The sequence below is a fragment of the Vibrio eleionomae genome, assembly GCF_009874545.1.
Taxonomy (GTDB): Bacteria; Pseudomonadota; Gammaproteobacteria; order Enterobacterales; family Vibrionaceae; genus Vibrio; species Vibrio nitrifigilis.
On the sequence record NZ_WEKT01000081.1, the window covers coordinates 1 to 17,584 of the forward strand.

Below are 17,584 nucleotides of genomic sequence, written 5' to 3' on the forward strand. Positions count from 1 at the left end.
GGATTATGATTATTGAGTGAAATTTTCATTTGATACTTGTTTTAATAAGAAAAAAAGAGTTAATTAAAAAAGTTATCAATATTTTTAATGACCCTCCCTTTCGCAGGGAATCGTAAAGTTCAGGAGAGAGCACTTGATAAACAAAGTTGTGCCGTTAGCTTTCCTGTCATTCTCTTTGGTTGGTTGTACCATTATTCCCGGTGGTGGACTGTCCACATACGACAAACATGTTGTTGAGGAGACTGACGGAGGCGGGCCGATTTCATCACGCGTAAGCGTCTACCGCTTAACCCCTAAACTGGTTAATCAACTTAAATACAGCCAAGTAGTCCCTGCTGGGAAGTCGAATGCTGAATTGGCAAACATGATATCTCAGTATCAGTATCGTATTGGTCCTGGCGATGTCCTCAATGTTACGATTTGGGATCACCCAGAGCTGACTATTCCTGCCGGTTCTTACCGCAGTTCTGCTGAAGCTGGTAACTGGGTTCATGCGGACGGAACTATCTTTTATCCGTATATCGGTAAGTTAAAAGTGGTAGGTAAAACGGTGAGTGAAGTTAGAGAGCTCATCACGCAGCGTATCAAAAAATATATTGAAGACCCGCAAGTCGATGTAAACATAGCAGCCTTTCGTTCTCAGCGGTGCTACATCACTGGTGAAGTCAATAGTCCTAGTGAACAATCCATTTCCAATATCCCTTTAACCTTGATTGATGCAATCAATAAAGCAGGTGGTATTACTGAGAATGCGGACTGGAAACACATCACATTAACACGTAACGGTGTGGAGCAACGGATTTCGCTTTATGCCTTAATGCAAAAAGGGGATTTAACCCAAAACCGGCTTTTACAGAACGGAGACATTGTCCATATTCCGCGTAACGATTCGCAGAAAGTCTTCATCATGGGTGAAGTTGGTGAATCCCAAGTTCTTAAGATTGATCGTACTGGCATGAGTTTAACGGAAGCGTTAGCTAAAGCGGGTGGTATCGATGAAAAAGAAGCGGATGCAACGGGTATTTTCGTGATTCGTAGTACCGGTATCCCTAAAGACTCCAAAGATAAGAACGCTCCTGTCGCGAATGTGTATCAGTTAAATATGCAAGATGCGACTGCATTGGTCATGGGCACTGAGTTTGAATTGAAGCCTTATGACGTTGTGTATGTGACAGCTGCACCAATCGCGAAATGGAATCGTTTGATCGATCAATTAACACCTAGTATCACGAACTTCAACGACCTAACAGAAGGCACATTGCGCGTACGTAATTGGCCATAAGGATAGCTATGTTCGAGTCAATATTAGTTGTTTGTGTTGGCAATATATGTCGCTCCCCATTTGGGGAGCGGTATCTGCAACAGTTACTCCCTAACAAACATGTGTCATCTGCTGGGTTAGGGGTAAAAACAAGTCGACTAGAGAGTAAACCAGCGGATGCAACAGCAGTGAAGGTGGCAGATAGTTATCATGTTGATTTATCAAAGCATGAAGCCAGACAAGTTACCCCTGAAATATGCAAAGAAGTTGATTTGATTTTAGTGATGGAAAAAAAGCATATTTCCAAATTGTGTGAAATTGCACCAGAAGCAAGGGGGAAAGCAATGTTATTCAGTCATTGGATTGGCGGAAAGGATATTCCTGACCCTTATAAAAAAAGTGAAGAATTTTTTAATCTTTCATTTTCCATGATTGAACGATCATCTCAAGAATGGGCGAAAAAAATATAGTTTTTGCTAATTCAAAATAGTAATTCAAACTTAATGGCATGTGCGAAAGATATGGTTAGCAAACAGGAAAATTTAAATAACTCCTCTAGTGATGAAATCAATTTAAGTAAAATAATTGGTTTATTGCTTGATGAGAAGTGGCTGATTGTTATGGTCACTTCAGTATTCGTTGTCTTAGGCGTCGCTTATGCAATTTTGGCTACTCCAATTTATAAAGCCGATGCATTAATTCAAGTCGAAGAGAAAACCGATGGTGGCTTTTCTTCTCTTGTGGGGGATATGGGGGATATGTTTGCCTCTGAATCAACTGCCATGACTGAAATTGAGTTAATCACTTCTCGAATGATCCTCGGTCAAACCGTGGATAAGTTCCATTTAACCACTGTGGTTAAGCCAGATTATTTTCCTGTGGTAGGAAAGGGCTTAGCTCGTTTGATGGATGAAGAAGAGCATTTAGATGTTAGTCAGTTCGATATTCCCAAATATGCGAAAGATATGGCGCATCAAGTAGTGATTACTGATCCTGCTAAGCAAACGTACAAACTAGTGCGAGATGATGGGAAAGTCATTCTAGAAGGTAAAGTTGGTGAACGAGAAGAATCACAAGATGGGTATCAGATTCTTGTCTCTTCTATGGAAGCGACTAAAGGCTTTAAATTTGATATCTCCAAACGAACTGAACTAGACGCAATTAACTGGGTTAACCAGAACCTAAATGCTGCCGAAAAGGGCAAGCAAACAGGTGTTATCAAAATTACTTATCTCGATTCTGATCCCGATAAAGCGAAAGCTATTCTCAATGATATTGCGCAGAATTATTTCTTACAGAATGTAGAGCGTGATTCAGCGGAAGCAGAACAAAGTATTAAGTTTTTGCAAAAGCAGTTGCCGCAAGTGAAAGGCAAACTGAATAAATCTGAAGATAAATTAAATGATTATCGTCAGAAGAAAGAATCGGTTGATCTAAGTCTTGAAGCGCAATCAGCCTTAAAAACAATGGTAGATATCGAGTCTCAACTGAACGAGCTGACGTTTAAAGAAGCCGATATCAGTAAGAAATATACCAAAGATCACCCAGCCTATAAGGCTTTGTTGGATAAACGTCAAACCTTGCTTGAAGAGAAAGCCAAGGTAAATAAAAAGGTTCAAAACTTACCAGAGACACAGCGTGAAGTTCTAAGAATGAAACGTGATGTTGAAGTTGACCAACAAATCTATGTACAGCTTCTGAACAAGATTCAAGAGTTGAACATCGTTAAAGCCGGTACCGTAGGTAACGTGCGCATTATCGATAATGCAGAGACTTATCTCAGACCTGTTTCACCGAAGAAATTCATGATTGTCATCATCTTAACTCTGATGGGCGGCATGCTAAGTGTGGGGATAGTGTTACTTAAAGCCATCTTAAACAAAGGTGTTGAGAGTCCAGATGATATTGAGGCGATCGGTTTATCGGTATATGCCACTGTGCCTAAATCTAATCTACAAACAAGCTTATTAGATAGACGGTATGCCAAAGATAAGAAACTTAAGCTACTTAGTGAAATCGATCCAACAGACCTTTCGGTAGAAGCACTACGAGGCTTAAGAACCAGTTTGCACTTTGCCATGATGGAAGCTGAAAACAATATTGTGATGATTTCAGGTTCAACTCCAGGTATCGGTAAGTCATTTGTGTCTGCGAACTTCTCAGCTATCTGCGCTCATGCTGATAAGAGAGTGGTCTTGGTAGATGCTGATATGCGTAAAGGTACGGTTAACCGCTTCTTTGGTGTTCGAAATGGTGCTGGCCTATCAGATTACTTATCTGGTAAAGAACCCATGGACAACATCATTAATACGAGTGAAGTGGAAAATCTCGATGTGATTCATCATGGTCAAATCCCACCTAACCCATCGGAATTGCTCATGCATGCCCGATTTAAAGAGCTGATGGACCATTTATCGCAACAATACGATCTTGTGATTGTGGATACGCCTCCAGTGTTAGCTGTTACTGATGCAAGCATTGTCGGACGTCTTGCTGGCACCACACTCATGGTGACTCGATTCGGTGTGAATACGGTTAAAGATATCGACTTGGCATGGGGACGATTCAAACAAGCTGGGATTGATGTGAAAGGCGTGGTGTTTAATGGCGCCGAGAAGAAATCGGAGAACTATTACTACTACGAATATTCAAGTGATCACTAAGTATGTTAACGAATAATCATGGGCGACTTGGTGTTCATGTTGGTATTAATGGTTTGGAATGGTATGGCGATAAATGAATAAATTAACTTGGAACATTATTTGGTTAATTTTTGATAAGCTGATTACGCTTCTTGGCGGCTTTTTAATCACCGTATTAACGGCGCGTTATTTAGGCCCTGAAAAGATCGGTATTATCAACTATTTCCTCGCCATCTTAGCGTTTATCGTCCCTATTACCCAATTTGGGGGCGATATCCTAATTTTCTTAAAAAGTGCGAAGAATGAGCAATCAGGTAAGATGCTGATTAATCACACTAAGAACATGAGACGCTTGCTGTTCACCGTTTCATTTGCAGCCATCTATCTGTTTACTTATCAAGATTACAATCAGTATGACCGTTTAATTCTCGTGATATTAGGCGTGGCTTCTTTCTATCAATCGTATGATCTCTATAAGTTTTACTTTAACGGGGTGATGCGCTCGAAAGAAAACGTCATTTCTGGTCAGGCTGGTGTGCTTGCCAGTTTGTTATTACGGTCGATTTTCGTCTTTTTCAAACTGCCGTATTACTTTTTTGCTTTACCTTACGTTGCGTTGTACATCATCCCATTCTGGTACCGCAAATATCGTATAAAAGCGAAAGGAATTGAAACCGCAAAGTATGCGACTCAATTTAAGGGATATTTCTTAAAAAACGGCTTTCCTATTCTGATCAGCTCTCTATCTATTTTGGTTTACATCAAAGTGGGGCAGATCATGCTAGGGACGTTTTTAACTAATAAAGAAGTTGGGCTATACACTTCGGCGCTCACGTTGGCTCAGTGTTGGCAGTTTGTCCCACTGGCGTTGATCATGAGTTTTATCTCTAAATCAGTGTCGAGCTCGACATTCAAAGATAAAGGCTTTCGTCTCTGCTTTTTAGCGTCGACGCTGTGCAGTGTGCCTTTCTTACTCGCCACTTATTTCCTTGCTCAACCGATCATCGAAGCAACATATGGTAAAGCGTTCTTAGAGGCGCAATCGCTGTTGTTCTTACTAACGCTCACAACGATGTTTTCCCTGTATGGCACCATTTCTTCTCGCATCATTATCGATGCAGGTGGTAACAAATACATGATGATGAAATCGCTGGTGGTTTCAATCATGAGTGTCGGGCTTAGCTATTGGTTTGTAAAAGAGTATGGGCTGATAGGAGCGGGTTATGCCGCGTTAATCTCTGAAGCAGTATCAGGGACGGTAGGTAACTACTTCTTTAAGAAATCCAATATTTTTAAACTGCAGTATTCGATGTTGATGTCGAAAAAAGACATTCTCTCTTTCGTGAAGGGTTAATGATTATGGAAAATACTATGGAAAAATATAAACAAGGTCTTGTCTCTGTCGTGATTCCAACATGTAACCGGGGAGAACTCTTCTATAAAGCGATAGAAAGCGTTTTAAATCAGACTTACCAAAATGTTGAAGTCATTATCATCGATGATAATTCTGACGGCCCATTACATTTAGAGCAGTACGACTCACATCCCATCAACATTATTTATCATAAAAATAGTGAAAACTTAGGTGGAGCGATTTCTAGAAATAAAGGCGCTTCATTAGGAAGAGGCGAGTTCGTCTGTTTTCTCGATGACGACGACACTTATCTACCGAATAAGTTGTCACTTCTAGTCAGTGAATTAAACGCCGATAAAAGCCTTGATGCCATTTTTGGTCGAGTGATACGGGCAAGCAATCCCGAGCGTCCAACGGATATGAGTTTCACCGACGCAAATGGAATCATATCGGGTCTAAAAAGTATCAGCTATTTACACACGAATACTTCGCTTATTCGACATGAGTCTTTTGATCGAATCAAATTCGACGAAGAACTGGGTAAGTTTCAGGACACACAATTACATATCGAATTAGTGAATAAGTGTAAATGTAAATATATTGATGAAAATGTTGCCACTTGGTTTGATAATCATGGTAATGGGCAAGTTACTGATATGAAAGATATTGGCCAGTATTACCGTAGCATTGATAATTTTACCAAGCTGAAAAACAACCTAAGAAAACGTAACTCCATAAGCTATTTCGAATATAAAAAAATGGCCTTTGATCTTTCGAAAATGAAAGTGAAATGCTGCTTAAAATTTTACAACAACAATGTTGAACTCAACTTATTTGAGAAAAATGTTCTTTCTGTTCTGAAGCTTAGAAGGAGCTTATTTTGCAAATAATTATAAGCTTATCGCTTGTTTTATATTCTTTAGCAACATTCAACCCGATCATGATGCCTGTGGCATTGTTGCTCTTGGGTTTGTGCAGCGTAAGTAAATTAAACAAGGTAAGTTTGGTTCGTTTGCTTTTCTTCGTTATCGCACTAGCGTTTCCGATAATATTTAACTCATTTTATTCGATAGAGCATATATATATTAACTCTGTAGCTAAATATATTATGTTTTTGTTTTATATCTTCTTGCTGGTGCAATGGTCGAAAAGTGAGGATAAAGGAAAAATAGAGACAGCATTTAAACATTTGCTGTTTATCCATTTAGTGTTCTTCTATATCCAAGTTGTTGCTTATTTTGCGACAGGTGAATTCATTGAGTTCAGTAAATACGTTCGAGCAAAAGATGCCGTCGTTCTTTATGAATCAAAAGCGTTAATGAATAGTTTTATTTCAGCTCGATTTACGGGGCTATTCACTGAGCCTTCATACTACAGCATGATTGTGTTGCCTATCTCATCTATCTTCTTGATTTTAAACAAACACAAATTGATCTCTGTGTTTGGCATCATCAGTGTGGGATTGAGTCTATCGATTGCGGCAATCATTATCATGGCCCTGATGATCGGTATTTATATCTTTCTGAGTAAAGGCAACAAATTCCTCAAAATCTTATGTATTTCGGCCGCAATCTTTTTGGCTCCCGTGTTCTATGGGTTTTATGATGCGAGGATTAACGCAGATGCTGACTATGATGCGATCGCCAGTCGCTCGTTCGTTTTTACCGAACTACAAATCCGTAATACCTACCTCAACATGGTGGGAGAAGGCGTCTTTATAGATGAATCTAAGCCGTTGGGAATAGTAGGGTTAACCGGGGCAGAAATTCGTGATAGCTCATTCTACATTTACCTACTTTATTCCGTTGGCTTGTTTGGTTTCCTGACCTTTTTCGCCTTGATGTTTTACCTATTTGGTTTCAAAAGCATGGTGTATCTGATGCCACTTTTACTGTTCAAATATCACCTGCTGACGACCATGTTTTTCATGACTTTATTCCTGTTTTATTTCTACAAGGAAGAAGTTTCTCATTTCTCGGAGGTTAGATAATGCGAAATATAGCGCTTGTCTGTGATTGCATTGAACGTTTTTGGTTCTTTAAGCGGTTTTATTCATCACAGCCAGAATACTCAATGACCCTAATTACTAATGATCTAGTGGTTCGTCTATTGTGCGCTTGGAATAAGATTCCGTGTATCCAATTATCGCAAACCTCGCCGATGCCTGAGTATGCGCAATATGCTGATAAGGTGGCAAATTCTTCTGAAATAACCGTAGGGGGATATCAGCAAGACTTTGCTTGTAAGGTGTACAGTTCTTATCTAAGCCAATTGCCAGCTAAATTGGCCCATTTTGATACGTTTCTTATTTGGAATGGTCAGCAACTGCTGGATAAAAGCATCATTGATGTGTTCCCTGAGCAGTGTGTTTATATGGAACTGTCTAACCTACCTAGCAAAATTTTTGTTGATAAGCTCGGTGTGAACGCCATGTCATCGCTCTTTTTCCATCCTGAAGTTCTAGATAAAGAAGAGCCGGTATCCGATGAATTTCATCAACAGTGGGTAGTGGAATATGAGCAATATAAAATGGCGCCACCTCCGCAGTCTAAAGTGACAAAATTTCAGCTCTACTGCAGAGCGATTAATATGTTGGTGACGTCTTGCTCAAGCATTGCTGGGATCAAAAACTTACGGCATCGAATGAAGAAAATCACGCCGGAACCGGTCGATTTTTCTCAGTTTCATCTAAAAAATGCAGATTTAGAACAACCATTTATTTTCTGCCCACTGCAGGTTTCCTCAGATACGCAGTTATTAATTCACTCAGATTTTAATAACAAAGACATTATTCGTGAGGCGATCAAAATTGCAGATGAGAAAGGATTATCTCTTTATGTGAAATTTCATCCTGCAGAGCGTAATTTGACCGAGGTAAAAGAGATTGTCGAAATGAGCCAGACTCAAGGGTTCACTTTAGTTGCCAACAACACTAACGACTTATTACGCCAATGTAATGAAGTTGTCGTGAACAACTCAACGGTTGGATTGGAGTCCATGATATATGGCAAGCCAACTCATGTGTTTGGTCGAGCACTGTATAAATCGTTCGATAATGAGCGACTCAAGAAATACATCCATCGTTACTTGATTAATGATGTTGATTACTTTGCTGACCATCCTGTTGATGTTGTTGTAATTTTGAACAAAGTTGAGGGGAAATAATATGGTTTGCTATCTCATTCCTTATTTCAACTGCTATGACGATTTGATTTTGACCTTACTCTCACTAGAGGATGACTCAGCTGACGTAGTGATCGTCGATGATGGCAGTACAGTTTCCTTAGCGTCTCAACTTGATGTCACTCAATTTAAGTCGAATATTCAGGTGCTTGAATTAGAAAAAAACCAAGGTATTGAAGGGGCTCTAAATCGAGGGCTGGAATTTATTTACCAGCAAGGTTATCGCTATATTGCTCGCATTGATTGTGGAGACTTATCACTTCCTGGCCGTATAGAAGCTCAGGTTGCGGTTATGGAATCGGATGACGAGATCGTTTTATGCGGCGGTTGGGCAGACTACGTGAATGAAGAATATGAATTTCTGTTTACCAATAAAGTGCCAACAGACGATAACAGCATCAGAAAACATATGTTTTTAAATAATATGTTTATCCATCCTGCAGTCATGATGCGTGCAGATGCCATCAAGCAGATTGGCGGCTATCCGACGAATCGTAAAGCCGCAGAAGACTACGCTGTTTTCTTTAAGTTAATGCAACTGGGTAAAGTGAAAAATCTTCCGCAATCCTTGATTCGTTATGTAGTGTCATCGACCAGTATTTCTTCGCAAAAGAGAAATTTGCAGGTCAAAAACCGCATTCTGGTGATTTGGGATAATAAAGCCTGCTCGCTGCATTTTGCTTATGGGTTGATACGTTCATGCCTATTACTGGCATTTCCTCGTACAGTGACGATGAAACTGCGCTCGTTATTAAGGTAGGTGAAAGTGGATAAATTATTAGTTGGTCTCTCAGTATTAATCGCTAACGTCAAAGCGAACTTGGTGAAAGTGGCTTACTTAGGGCAGGTTAAATCTGATGCCATTGTGCGAACGCCTTATTTTCCATCAGTTCGAGTTCGACGCGGTGGTGTCATTGTTTGTACTGGAGTCAAATTCCGTCGTCGCTGCACTATTTTTGCTGATGGCGGCGAAGTCAAAATTGGTCGTGGCGTGTTTCTCAATAATGATTGCTCGATAAATAGCAACCAATCGATTGTGATTGGTGAAAATACGTTATTTGGGGAAGGAGTGAAAATTTATGACCACAACCATCGTGTTGTTGATGGGGTTGTGAGTCATAACGAATTTGATTCTGCGCCAGTTCATATTGGTCGTGACTGTTGGATCGGCTCAAATGTGGTGATTTTACCTGGGGTAACGATTTGTGACCGAACCATTATCGGTGCTGGTTCAGTCATTGCTAAAAGCATTACCAAACCAGGAACGTACGTAACAGAGAACATTCGCTTAAGGAAACTGAGCTAAAAATTCAATTCAATGAGGTGCTTATGGTTAGGGATCCTAGAATTGATATATTTCGTGGTTTTTTGATTTTGCTCGTTGTATTGGGACATGTAAAACATATCCCAATAGCCTTACATCACGCTATATATGCTTTTCATATGCCAGCGTTTTTTATTCTGGCAGGCTACTTATTTAATTTACATAAAGGTGGCAGTACTTATGACACTATTGCCAAAAAATTTAACCGCTTAATTATACCTGCTTGGGTTTTTGGTCTTATTTGTGGTTTACCGTTTGTTGCTATCACTTTGTTGCACTTTAATACTGATGCGGTCATTAATTTCTTAACAAGACTTTATGGCACATTAACGGGTTATCCTTCTTGGGATACCACATTTAACTGTACGCCATTATGGTTCCTGTATGCGCTATTTATTATCGAAGTGATAGCCATTTTATGTAAAAAACTTAATGAAAATACATTTATTATTACCTTAGTGGTATTAGGTGTTATCGGTGTATTGGTCAGTTATCAAACGAACGTGGTTACGCCATTTAACCTACTTATAGGGTTATCTTGTTTAATCTATTTCACACTTGGTTTTTTCATTAAAAGAATCAGTCATTCAATATCTAAAGCATGGTTGTTTATTACTCCGGTGGTGTATTGCATCACTTATTATATTTTTGTTATTCATGCAAAAGGTGATGTCATTAGCCTGGCTGAAAATAATTTTGGTCCAGCGAACGATTTTGTCTGGAATATGGTGTTGTCCTTAAGTGGAACTGGGTTCGCATTAGTCATTTCTACACTGTTTGCCAAGAATGAAATGTTATCCAGAGGGTTTTCTTGGCTAGGTGTTAATACCATTCCAATTATTGCCTTTGATTATTATGTAAACGATGTTTTTGTGAAAACTTTCGCTATAACAGGCATATCAATTCCTAACGCGTGGTTATTTATATTCCCGCTTAAATTGGCCATTTTGGTCGGCATTGTATGGGCTGTAACGCGTATTACTTGGTTAAACGATATTCAAAGTGGGAAAGTACAGATTTTTAATAAAAAGACTATGTCGGAGCAATTGTAGATAACGTTATGAAAATAGTACATGTCATTGAATCCTCGGCGACTGGCACCTTATCTATAGTGACAATGGCCGCGCAATATCAAGCGGACAAACATGATGTCACGGTGATTTTTTCACGCCGTCCGGATACGCCGCCGAATATCGAAACGTTATTTCCAAGTAATGTCACTTTGGTTGAAGTGGGGATGAGTCCCAAACATTTCCCTTGGTCTCTTTTGGCGTTGCGTAGTGAGCTTAAAAAAATTCAGCCTGATGTCATCCACTGTCACTCTTCTTTCGGTGGGTTTGTGGGGCGTCTAAGCTCGGTGTTTATGCGCAGCAGAGTCTTTTATAGCCCTCACTGTATTTCATTCATGCGTAAAGACATCAGCCCACTTAAAAACTTTTTATTTAAAGCATTTGAATCGGTTGCGTGTTTGAGGCCTGCAACCTATATCGCTTGCTCTGAGAGCGAACGCTCAGCCATTAAAAATGCATTGTCCTTTGTTGATGTGGCATTGCTAGAAAATGCAGTGGATTTATCAGAGTTTAAAGCGTTGCCAAATCCACATAATGCTCCAGGCAAAAAGACTGTATTGACGGTCGGAGGTATTCGTCCGCAAAAGGGCTTTATGGAATTTGCCAAGATTGCTCGTGAGTGCGCGGAGCTTGATTTGCACTTTGTTTGGATTGGCGATGGTGCTGTGCAAGATAGGGAGGTACTTGAACAGGCTGGTGTTGAAGTGACGGGGTGGAAAAGTCGCCAAGAAGTGATCGCGTTATTAAATGATGCCGATCTTTACCTCTCTACATCGCTTTGGGAAGGCATGCCAGTCTCTGTGATTGAAGCAAGTGCAGCAGGCCTTCCGTTATTACTTCGAGACTGCGCAGGCAATAGCGATATTGTTGTCGATAAGCGCGGCGGATGTCTATTTACTCAAACCTCAGAGGCAATCGAGTTGTTGTCTCAGTTTATTGCAGATCCAGATAAGTTTCGTCAAGCGACTCTCCCAGATAGAAAAGCCGTATTTCAGCGATTTTCTGTGGAGCGCTTTGCTCGTCATCTGGAAGAAATTTATCAAATTTAAACATTATTCATCGAGGCTTATATGTTTTTAATCGCAGGACCTTGTGTCATTGAATCAGAGCAACTTGTCATGGATGTCGCAGGCAAGATGAAAGAAATTACCTCAGAGTTGGGGATCGATTACATTTTTAAATCAAGCTTTGATAAAGCAAACCGCAGTTCGACAGGCAGTTACCGTGGCCCTGGTATTGAAAAAGGCCTGGAAATTTTAGCCAACGTGAAAAAAGAGTTGGGCTTAAGAGTGCTGACTGATGTTCATGAAGATACACCAATCGATGAAGTGGCATCGGTAGTGGATGTGCTGCAAACCCCAGCGTTTTTGGTACGTCAAACTAACTTCATTCAAAAAGTCGCGGCGGCAGGTAAACCTGTCAATATTAAAAAGGGCCAGTTTCAAGCCCCATGGGATATGGAGCAGGTGGTGAAAAAATGCCATGAAGTAGGCAACAAAGATATTTGGCTTTGTGACCGTGGTACTTCATTTGGCTATAACACGCTTATCTCTGATATGCGTGGGTTGTCTGTGATGCGTCAAACCGGTTGTAAAGTAGTATTTGATGCCACTCACTCAGTGCAGCAGCCGGGTGGGTTAGGTGCAACCTCTGGTGGCCAACGTGAAATGGTACCGGTATTGGCTCGCTCAGCGGTAGCTGCTGGCGTTGATGGCTTGTTTATGGAAACTCACCCAAATCCTGAAGTCGCGTTGAGTGATGGTCCTAATATGCTGCCTTTAGCGGTAATGAAAGAGATGTTGGAAACCCTAGTAGAGCTAGATCAGGTGGTACACAAACGCCCATTCCTTGAAAGCAAACTTTCATAAGTGGGTTGGGCAAAGGATTGTGCCAGTTTGTAACGACAGAAAATTAGGTAGATAAAATGGCATTTGAAAACATCAAAATCGTGATCCCATCTCGTTATGGGTCGTCCCGTTTACCCGGGAAACCTTTGATGCCGTTGTGTGAAAAACCCATGTTTTGGCATGTAGTCAATCAGGCTGTTACTGCAGGTTTTTCAATACAAGACATTGTTGTCGCCACCGATGACCAACGTATTATGGATGCTGCTCAGCAGTATATTATTCCTGCGGTATTAACCGATAAAAATCACGCCAGTGGTACTGATAGGCTATACGAAGTGTGTGAAAAATTGGGTTGGGGTGACGATACTCTGGTCATTAACGTGCAAGGGGATGAGCCTATGATTCCTCCCGCGCTGATCACCACCTTGGCCAATTTTGCGACTCAGTCTCCCCAGTTTGATATTTGCACGGTTATGAGTCCTATTTTGTCCGTTGCTGATTTACATAACCCGAATGTGGTTAAAGTGGCGGAAGGGGAAGGGCAGCGAGCGGTCTATTTTTCACGTTCACCGATCCCTTTTGATCGCGAATCGAAAGACTCGCTAGCCAGTGTTTGTCGTCATATTGGTATCTACGCATACCGAGTTGAGCGCTTACGTCAATTCTGTTTATTTCCTGAATCATCACTAGAAAAAATCGAGAAGCTAGAGCAGCTTCGCGCGTTGAGTCATGGGATGTCTATTGGGGTTGTACGTTATAACGAAGCGCCTCCTCACGGTATTGATACCCAAGAGGATTATGACGATGTTAAACACATAATGGAAAACAGCTAATGTCAATTTTACAGCACGCGAAAAAAGTCATTGATATTGAAATTGCTGGTTTGACGCAGATTTCTAATCAATTAGACGACCATTTTGAACAGGCGATTCAAGCCATTCTGAAAACGCAGGGGCGTACCATTATTTGTGGTATGGGGAAGTCGGGCATTATTGGTAAAAAAATAGCCGCCTCATTTGCTAGTACCGGAACACCAAGCTTTTTCATGCACCCAGGAGAAGCGTTTCATGGTGATCTCGGCATGGTACAGCCGGAAGATGTGTTTATTGCGATATCAAATTCTGGTGAAACTGAAGAAGTGTTAAAGCTGCTACCGTTTTTACGCGATAACGGCAATTATGTCATCGCGATAACTGGGAAACCAAAATCAACACTTGCAACTGCTGCGCACTGTCATCTTAATATTGCTGTTCCTCAAGAGGCTTGCCCTTACCAATTAGCACCAACGAGTTCAACGACGGCAACCTTAGTCATGGGCGATGCTTTAACGATTACCTTGATGGAATTGCGAGACTTTCAACCAGAAAATTTTGCTCGTTTCCACCCTGGAGGCAGTTTAGGGAGAAGGTTGTTGAGCAAAGTACGTGATGATATGGCAACCGACTCTCAGCCAATTGTACGAATGAGCAGTGAACTGCCGGAAATTATTAACGTGATTTCGCATGGTTGCTTAGGTTTGGCTGTTGTGGTCGATGATGCCAATAAGGTGAAAGGGATTGTCACTGATGGGGATTTACGTCGTTCCATGCAAAAGTATGGTCAAGATGCTTTCAGTGTGTGTGCCAAATCTATCTACAGTGAAAATCCTGTTTGTATTTCACCAGACGCATCGGTCGGTAAGGCTTATGAGTTAATGGAATCCAAGCGTATCAGCGCATTATTGGTGCTAGAAGATGATGAATTAGTCGGTGTGCTGAAAAAGTAATTATATAGTTTTCAATCACTCATGAATAAACTAAATATAATTCACATCATTATTTAATGATGTATTTCAATATGTTTTAGAAATTATATTGACAGTAAGCCGACAACTTCTGACATAGGTTTTATCTATCAATATTGACAAAGTTATGTATGCGAGGGTTGTTATATATTTCTCTCGCATTTTTTTTGTCTTTTTCATATTAAAAAGATATTTATTAAATTATTGAGAAATACAGGAAATGTAACTTTTATTATGGGGTCAGGATCAAATCTGATTAAAGAATTGGATAGAATTGACACAAAATTGATATTTAAATAGTGAGAGCTTTTAATCTTTATATCGTGTTCAAGATTTTTACCCTCTTTGGATTTTATTTTGTAAACACTCGTCCTCTGCACAGTAGTGTTGGCAAGGATAATAGGCCTTTATTTAATCTGAATAAAGATCTCAAAACGCAATTTGTGACAATTAATAGGTTGTGCTATGGAACATGTAAATATTGAGAGTGGTAGCAGTGGAGTTAAATATTCGAGGTTTATTCCAGTTTTTAACTCTATGATTTTAATCTTATTTGATTTGTTTGCTTTTATTGTTTCTGAAAATATTGCTTATGCTCTTTCTGATTCAGGATCGTGGTCTGGATTTAATTCAGAAGGCAGTAGTTACTGGCAAGGAACTGTATTCTTCATTATCGCTTTTATGTCCATTTTCTGGTTTGGCGTTAACCGTCTGCACTACACCCGAAGAAAACCTTTTTGGGATGAATTGAAAGACGTGCTGAAAAACCTGTTCATTCTTTCAATTTTAGCGCTTGCGATGAATTTGCTGTTGGTTCCTAACTATTCTGTTGAAGTTTGGGCTATCTCTTGGGGAGTGTTGTTTGTTCTACTTCCTCTATGTCGTAATAGTGCCAAAATCATATTGAATAAATTGGGATTGTGGAGTGTGCCGTGTGTCATTATTGGTGAACAGCAAAATGCGTTAGAGGCTTATAAAGCAATCGGTAGCGATCTCTCTACGGGCTACACTATCAAAGCATTTGTAAATCCGTATAAAAAATCTGATTATCATACTGATAAAGCAAACCCAACAGATGTGCCATATATTAGTAAAAAAGAGTTTATTAATAATTTAGATAAGTATTATCGAGTATTTATTGCTTTGGAAAAAGAAGATAACCAAACAAGAGATTACTGGGTAAGAAAGCTCGCCTATCTGAACGTATCTAATATTTCTGTTGTACCGGCAATGCGTGGCATTCCATTATATGGTGCTGATGTATCGAACTTTTTCAGCTATGAATTAATGATGCTAAGCGTTAAAAATAACCTTTCAAAAATCTCGGCGCGTATGTTAAAACGCGGCTTTGACATTGTTGTTTCGGCTCTTTTATTAACGCTATTGTCTCCGTTCTTTTTATTTGTTGCTTTAATGGTGAAACGTGATGGCGGTTCTGCGACTTTTGGTCATGAACGCATCGGTTATAACGGAAAGCCGTTTAAATGTCTCAAATTTAGGACGATGGTAATGAATTCACAGGAAGTATTAAAAGATTTACTGGAGAATGATCCTCAAGCCCGTTTAGAATGGGAACGTGAATTCAAACTTAAAAATGACCCACGTATAACGAAAATTGGTCATTTCTTGCGTAAAACTAGTCTTGATGAATTACCACAGCTGTGGAACGTCTTGAAAGGCGAAATGAGTCTCGTCGGTCCTCGTCCTGTGATTGATGAAGAATTAAAACGCTATGGGGATGATGTTTTGTACTACAACTTGGTTAAACCAGGTATGTCTGGATTATGGCAAGTTACCGGTCGTAGTGATACGGATTATACAACTCGCGTATATTTAGATAGTTGGTATGTAAAAAACTGGTCTCTTTGGTACGATATTGTGATCTTATTTAAGACCGTTGGCGTTGTTGTCAGAGGTGATGGTGCATATTAATTAACTCTAAATAAAGGAACGATTATTTAGTAATTAATATTGAATTTAGCTCCCTTAAATAAAAAATTCAGGAATTATTATGATTAAAAAATGTCTCTTCCCAGCAGCGGGTTACGGTACACGTTTTCTTCCAGCAACGAAATCGATGCCAAAAGAAATGATGCCTGTGGTAAATAAGCCACTTATTGAATATGGTGTGGATGAAGCGATTCATGCTGGCATGACTGATATGTGTGTCGTAACGGGCCGTGGTAAGCACTCTATTATGGATCACTTTGATACTAACTATGAGTTAGAACATCAAATTAATGGTTCACCAAAAGAGAAGCTATTGGGTGATATTCGTAGCTTGATGGACTCTGCAAACTTTACTTATATTCGTCAGCGTGAAATGAAAGGCTTAGGTCACGCGATATTGACAGGTAAACCACTGGTTGGTGATAACCCATTTGCTGTGGTATTGGCGGATGACTTGTGTGTTAATGAAGAAAAAGGCGTGTTGGCTCAAATGTCTGAGCTATACAACCAGTTCCGTTGCACGATCGTCGCTGTTCAAGAAGTGCCAGAAACAGAAACACACAAATATGGTGTGATTTCTGGTGAAATGATTAAAGACAATATCTTCCGTGTCGATGACATGGTAGAGAAACCTGAACCAGGCACTGCACCAAGTAATCTAGCGATCATCGGTCGTTACATTATGACTCCTGATATCTTTGATTTAATTGAAGAGACTGAACCTGGTAAAGGCGGTGAAATCCAGATCACTGATGCCTTGCTAAAACAAGCTAAAACAGGCTGTGTCCTTGCTTATAAATTTGACGGCAAACGCTTTGACTGCGGTAGCGTTGAGGGTTATATCGAAGCAACTAACTACTGCTACGAAAACCTTTACAACAAGAAACCAGCAGCATCAACTCCTGTAGAAAAAGTGATTGAAGATGTGAAAGAAGCAGTTACAGCAGAAGCGTAATTCATTCACTAGATAGAGTTTTGATAAGAAGCCTGATGGAAACATCAGGCTTTTTTTATAAATAAAAAAACAAGAACTACGAATGGACTATAACCGTTAGGGCTGGAGGAGAATCAGATAGAGTAATGGTGTGATTTTGGTATTTAAGTCAGTTGGTTGATTGAATGCTGTCTTATCAGGGAGTGTTGAACAAGTTCCCTCCCTTTGGGGAGGGT

At 40.0% G+C, this 17,584-nt stretch carries 16 protein-coding genes; all 16 read left to right on the forward strand.

Translation table 11 applies throughout. The features are described from left to right. Positions 1-133: 133 nt before the first annotated feature. The 16 genes from F9817_RS22425 to galU all read left to right on the forward strand — a co-directional run bounded on the left by F9817_RS22425 (position 134) and on the right by galU (position 17,369). On the forward strand, positions 134-1,282 hold the full coding sequence (locus F9817_RS22425; RefSeq protein ID WP_161158435.1) for a polysaccharide export protein: 1,149 nt from the start codon (positions 134-136) through the stop codon (positions 1,280-1,282). Between the two features lie 8 nt (positions 1,283-1,290). After that, the gene (locus tag F9817_RS22430) at positions 1,291-1,731 is read left to right on the forward strand and encodes an arsenate reductase/protein-tyrosine-phosphatase family protein (protein ID WP_161158436.1); all 441 of its coding nucleotides are present in this window, start codon (positions 1,291-1,293) and stop codon (positions 1,729-1,731) included. Positions 1,732-1,782: 51 nt separating this feature from the next. Next, the gene (locus F9817_RS22435) at positions 1,783-3,924 is read left to right on the forward strand and encodes a polysaccharide biosynthesis tyrosine autokinase (RefSeq protein WP_161158437.1); all 2,142 of its coding nucleotides are present in this window, start codon (positions 1,783-1,785) and stop codon (positions 3,922-3,924) included. 73 nt (positions 3,925-3,997) lie between these two features. Then, complete coding sequence (locus F9817_RS22440) at positions 3,998-5,257, forward strand: oligosaccharide flippase family protein (protein ID WP_161158438.1); 1,260 nt, start codon at positions 3,998-4,000, stop codon at positions 5,255-5,257. A gap of 17 nt (positions 5,258-5,274) precedes the next feature. After that, positions 5,275-6,147, forward strand: coding sequence for a glycosyltransferase family 2 protein (locus tag F9817_RS22445; RefSeq protein WP_161158439.1), 873 nt, complete (start codon positions 5,275-5,277; stop codon positions 6,145-6,147). A gap of 218 nt (positions 6,148-6,365) precedes the next feature. After that, on the forward strand, positions 6,366-7,247 hold the full coding sequence (locus tag F9817_RS22450) for a hypothetical protein (RefSeq protein ID WP_161158440.1): 882 nt from the start codon (positions 6,366-6,368) through the stop codon (positions 7,245-7,247). Next, positions 7,247-8,422 (forward strand): capsular polysaccharide export protein, LipB/KpsS family, encoded by a 1,176-nt coding sequence (locus F9817_RS22455; protein ID WP_161158441.1) that lies wholly within the window; start codon positions 7,247-7,249, stop codon positions 8,420-8,422. The genes F9817_RS22450 and F9817_RS22455 overlap by 1 nt, the downstream gene beginning before the upstream one ends. 1 nt (position 8,423) lies before the next feature. Further along, positions 8,424-9,200 (forward strand): glycosyltransferase, encoded by a 777-nt coding sequence (locus F9817_RS22460; protein ID WP_161158442.1) that lies wholly within the window; start codon positions 8,424-8,426, stop codon positions 9,198-9,200. A 6-nt stretch (positions 9,201-9,206) separates the two neighbouring features. Continuing rightward, the gene (locus F9817_RS22465; RefSeq protein WP_202436559.1) at positions 9,207-9,746 is read left to right on the forward strand and encodes a DapH/DapD/GlmU-related protein; all 540 of its coding nucleotides are present in this window, start codon (positions 9,207-9,209) and stop codon (positions 9,744-9,746) included. Between the two features lie 23 nt (positions 9,747-9,769). Beyond that, complete coding sequence (locus tag F9817_RS22470; RefSeq protein WP_161158443.1) at positions 9,770-10,816, forward strand: acyltransferase family protein; 1,047 nt, start codon at positions 9,770-9,772, stop codon at positions 10,814-10,816. A gap of 8 nt (positions 10,817-10,824) precedes the next feature. Beyond that, on the forward strand, positions 10,825-11,883 hold the full coding sequence (locus tag F9817_RS22475; protein ID WP_161158444.1) for a glycosyltransferase: 1,059 nt from the start codon (positions 10,825-10,827) through the stop codon (positions 11,881-11,883). 21 nt (positions 11,884-11,904) lie between these two features. Continuing rightward, positions 11,905-12,702, forward strand: a complete 798-nt coding sequence (gene kdsA, locus F9817_RS22480) for a 3-deoxy-8-phosphooctulonate synthase (protein ID WP_161158445.1) — start codon at positions 11,905-11,907, stop codon at positions 12,700-12,702. A gap of 56 nt (positions 12,703-12,758) precedes the next feature. Next, positions 12,759-13,514, forward strand: a complete 756-nt coding sequence (kdsB, locus tag F9817_RS22485) for a 3-deoxy-manno-octulosonate cytidylyltransferase (protein ID WP_161158446.1) — start codon at positions 12,759-12,761, stop codon at positions 13,512-13,514. After that, on the forward strand, positions 13,514-14,446 hold the full coding sequence (locus F9817_RS22490) for a KpsF/GutQ family sugar-phosphate isomerase (protein WP_161158447.1): 933 nt from the start codon (positions 13,514-13,516) through the stop codon (positions 14,444-14,446). The genes kdsB and F9817_RS22490 overlap by 1 nt, the downstream gene beginning before the upstream one ends. Before the next feature lie 483 nt (positions 14,447-14,929). After that, positions 14,930-16,396, forward strand: coding sequence for an undecaprenyl-phosphate galactose phosphotransferase WbaP (gene wbaP / locus F9817_RS22495; RefSeq protein WP_161158448.1), 1,467 nt, complete (start codon positions 14,930-14,932; stop codon positions 16,394-16,396). Positions 16,397-16,475: 79 nt separating this feature from the next. Next, positions 16,476-17,369 (forward strand): UTP--glucose-1-phosphate uridylyltransferase GalU, encoded by an 894-nt coding sequence (galU, locus tag F9817_RS22500; protein WP_161158449.1) that lies wholly within the window; start codon positions 16,476-16,478, stop codon positions 17,367-17,369. The last annotated feature ends 215 nt before the right edge of the window (positions 17,370-17,584 follow it).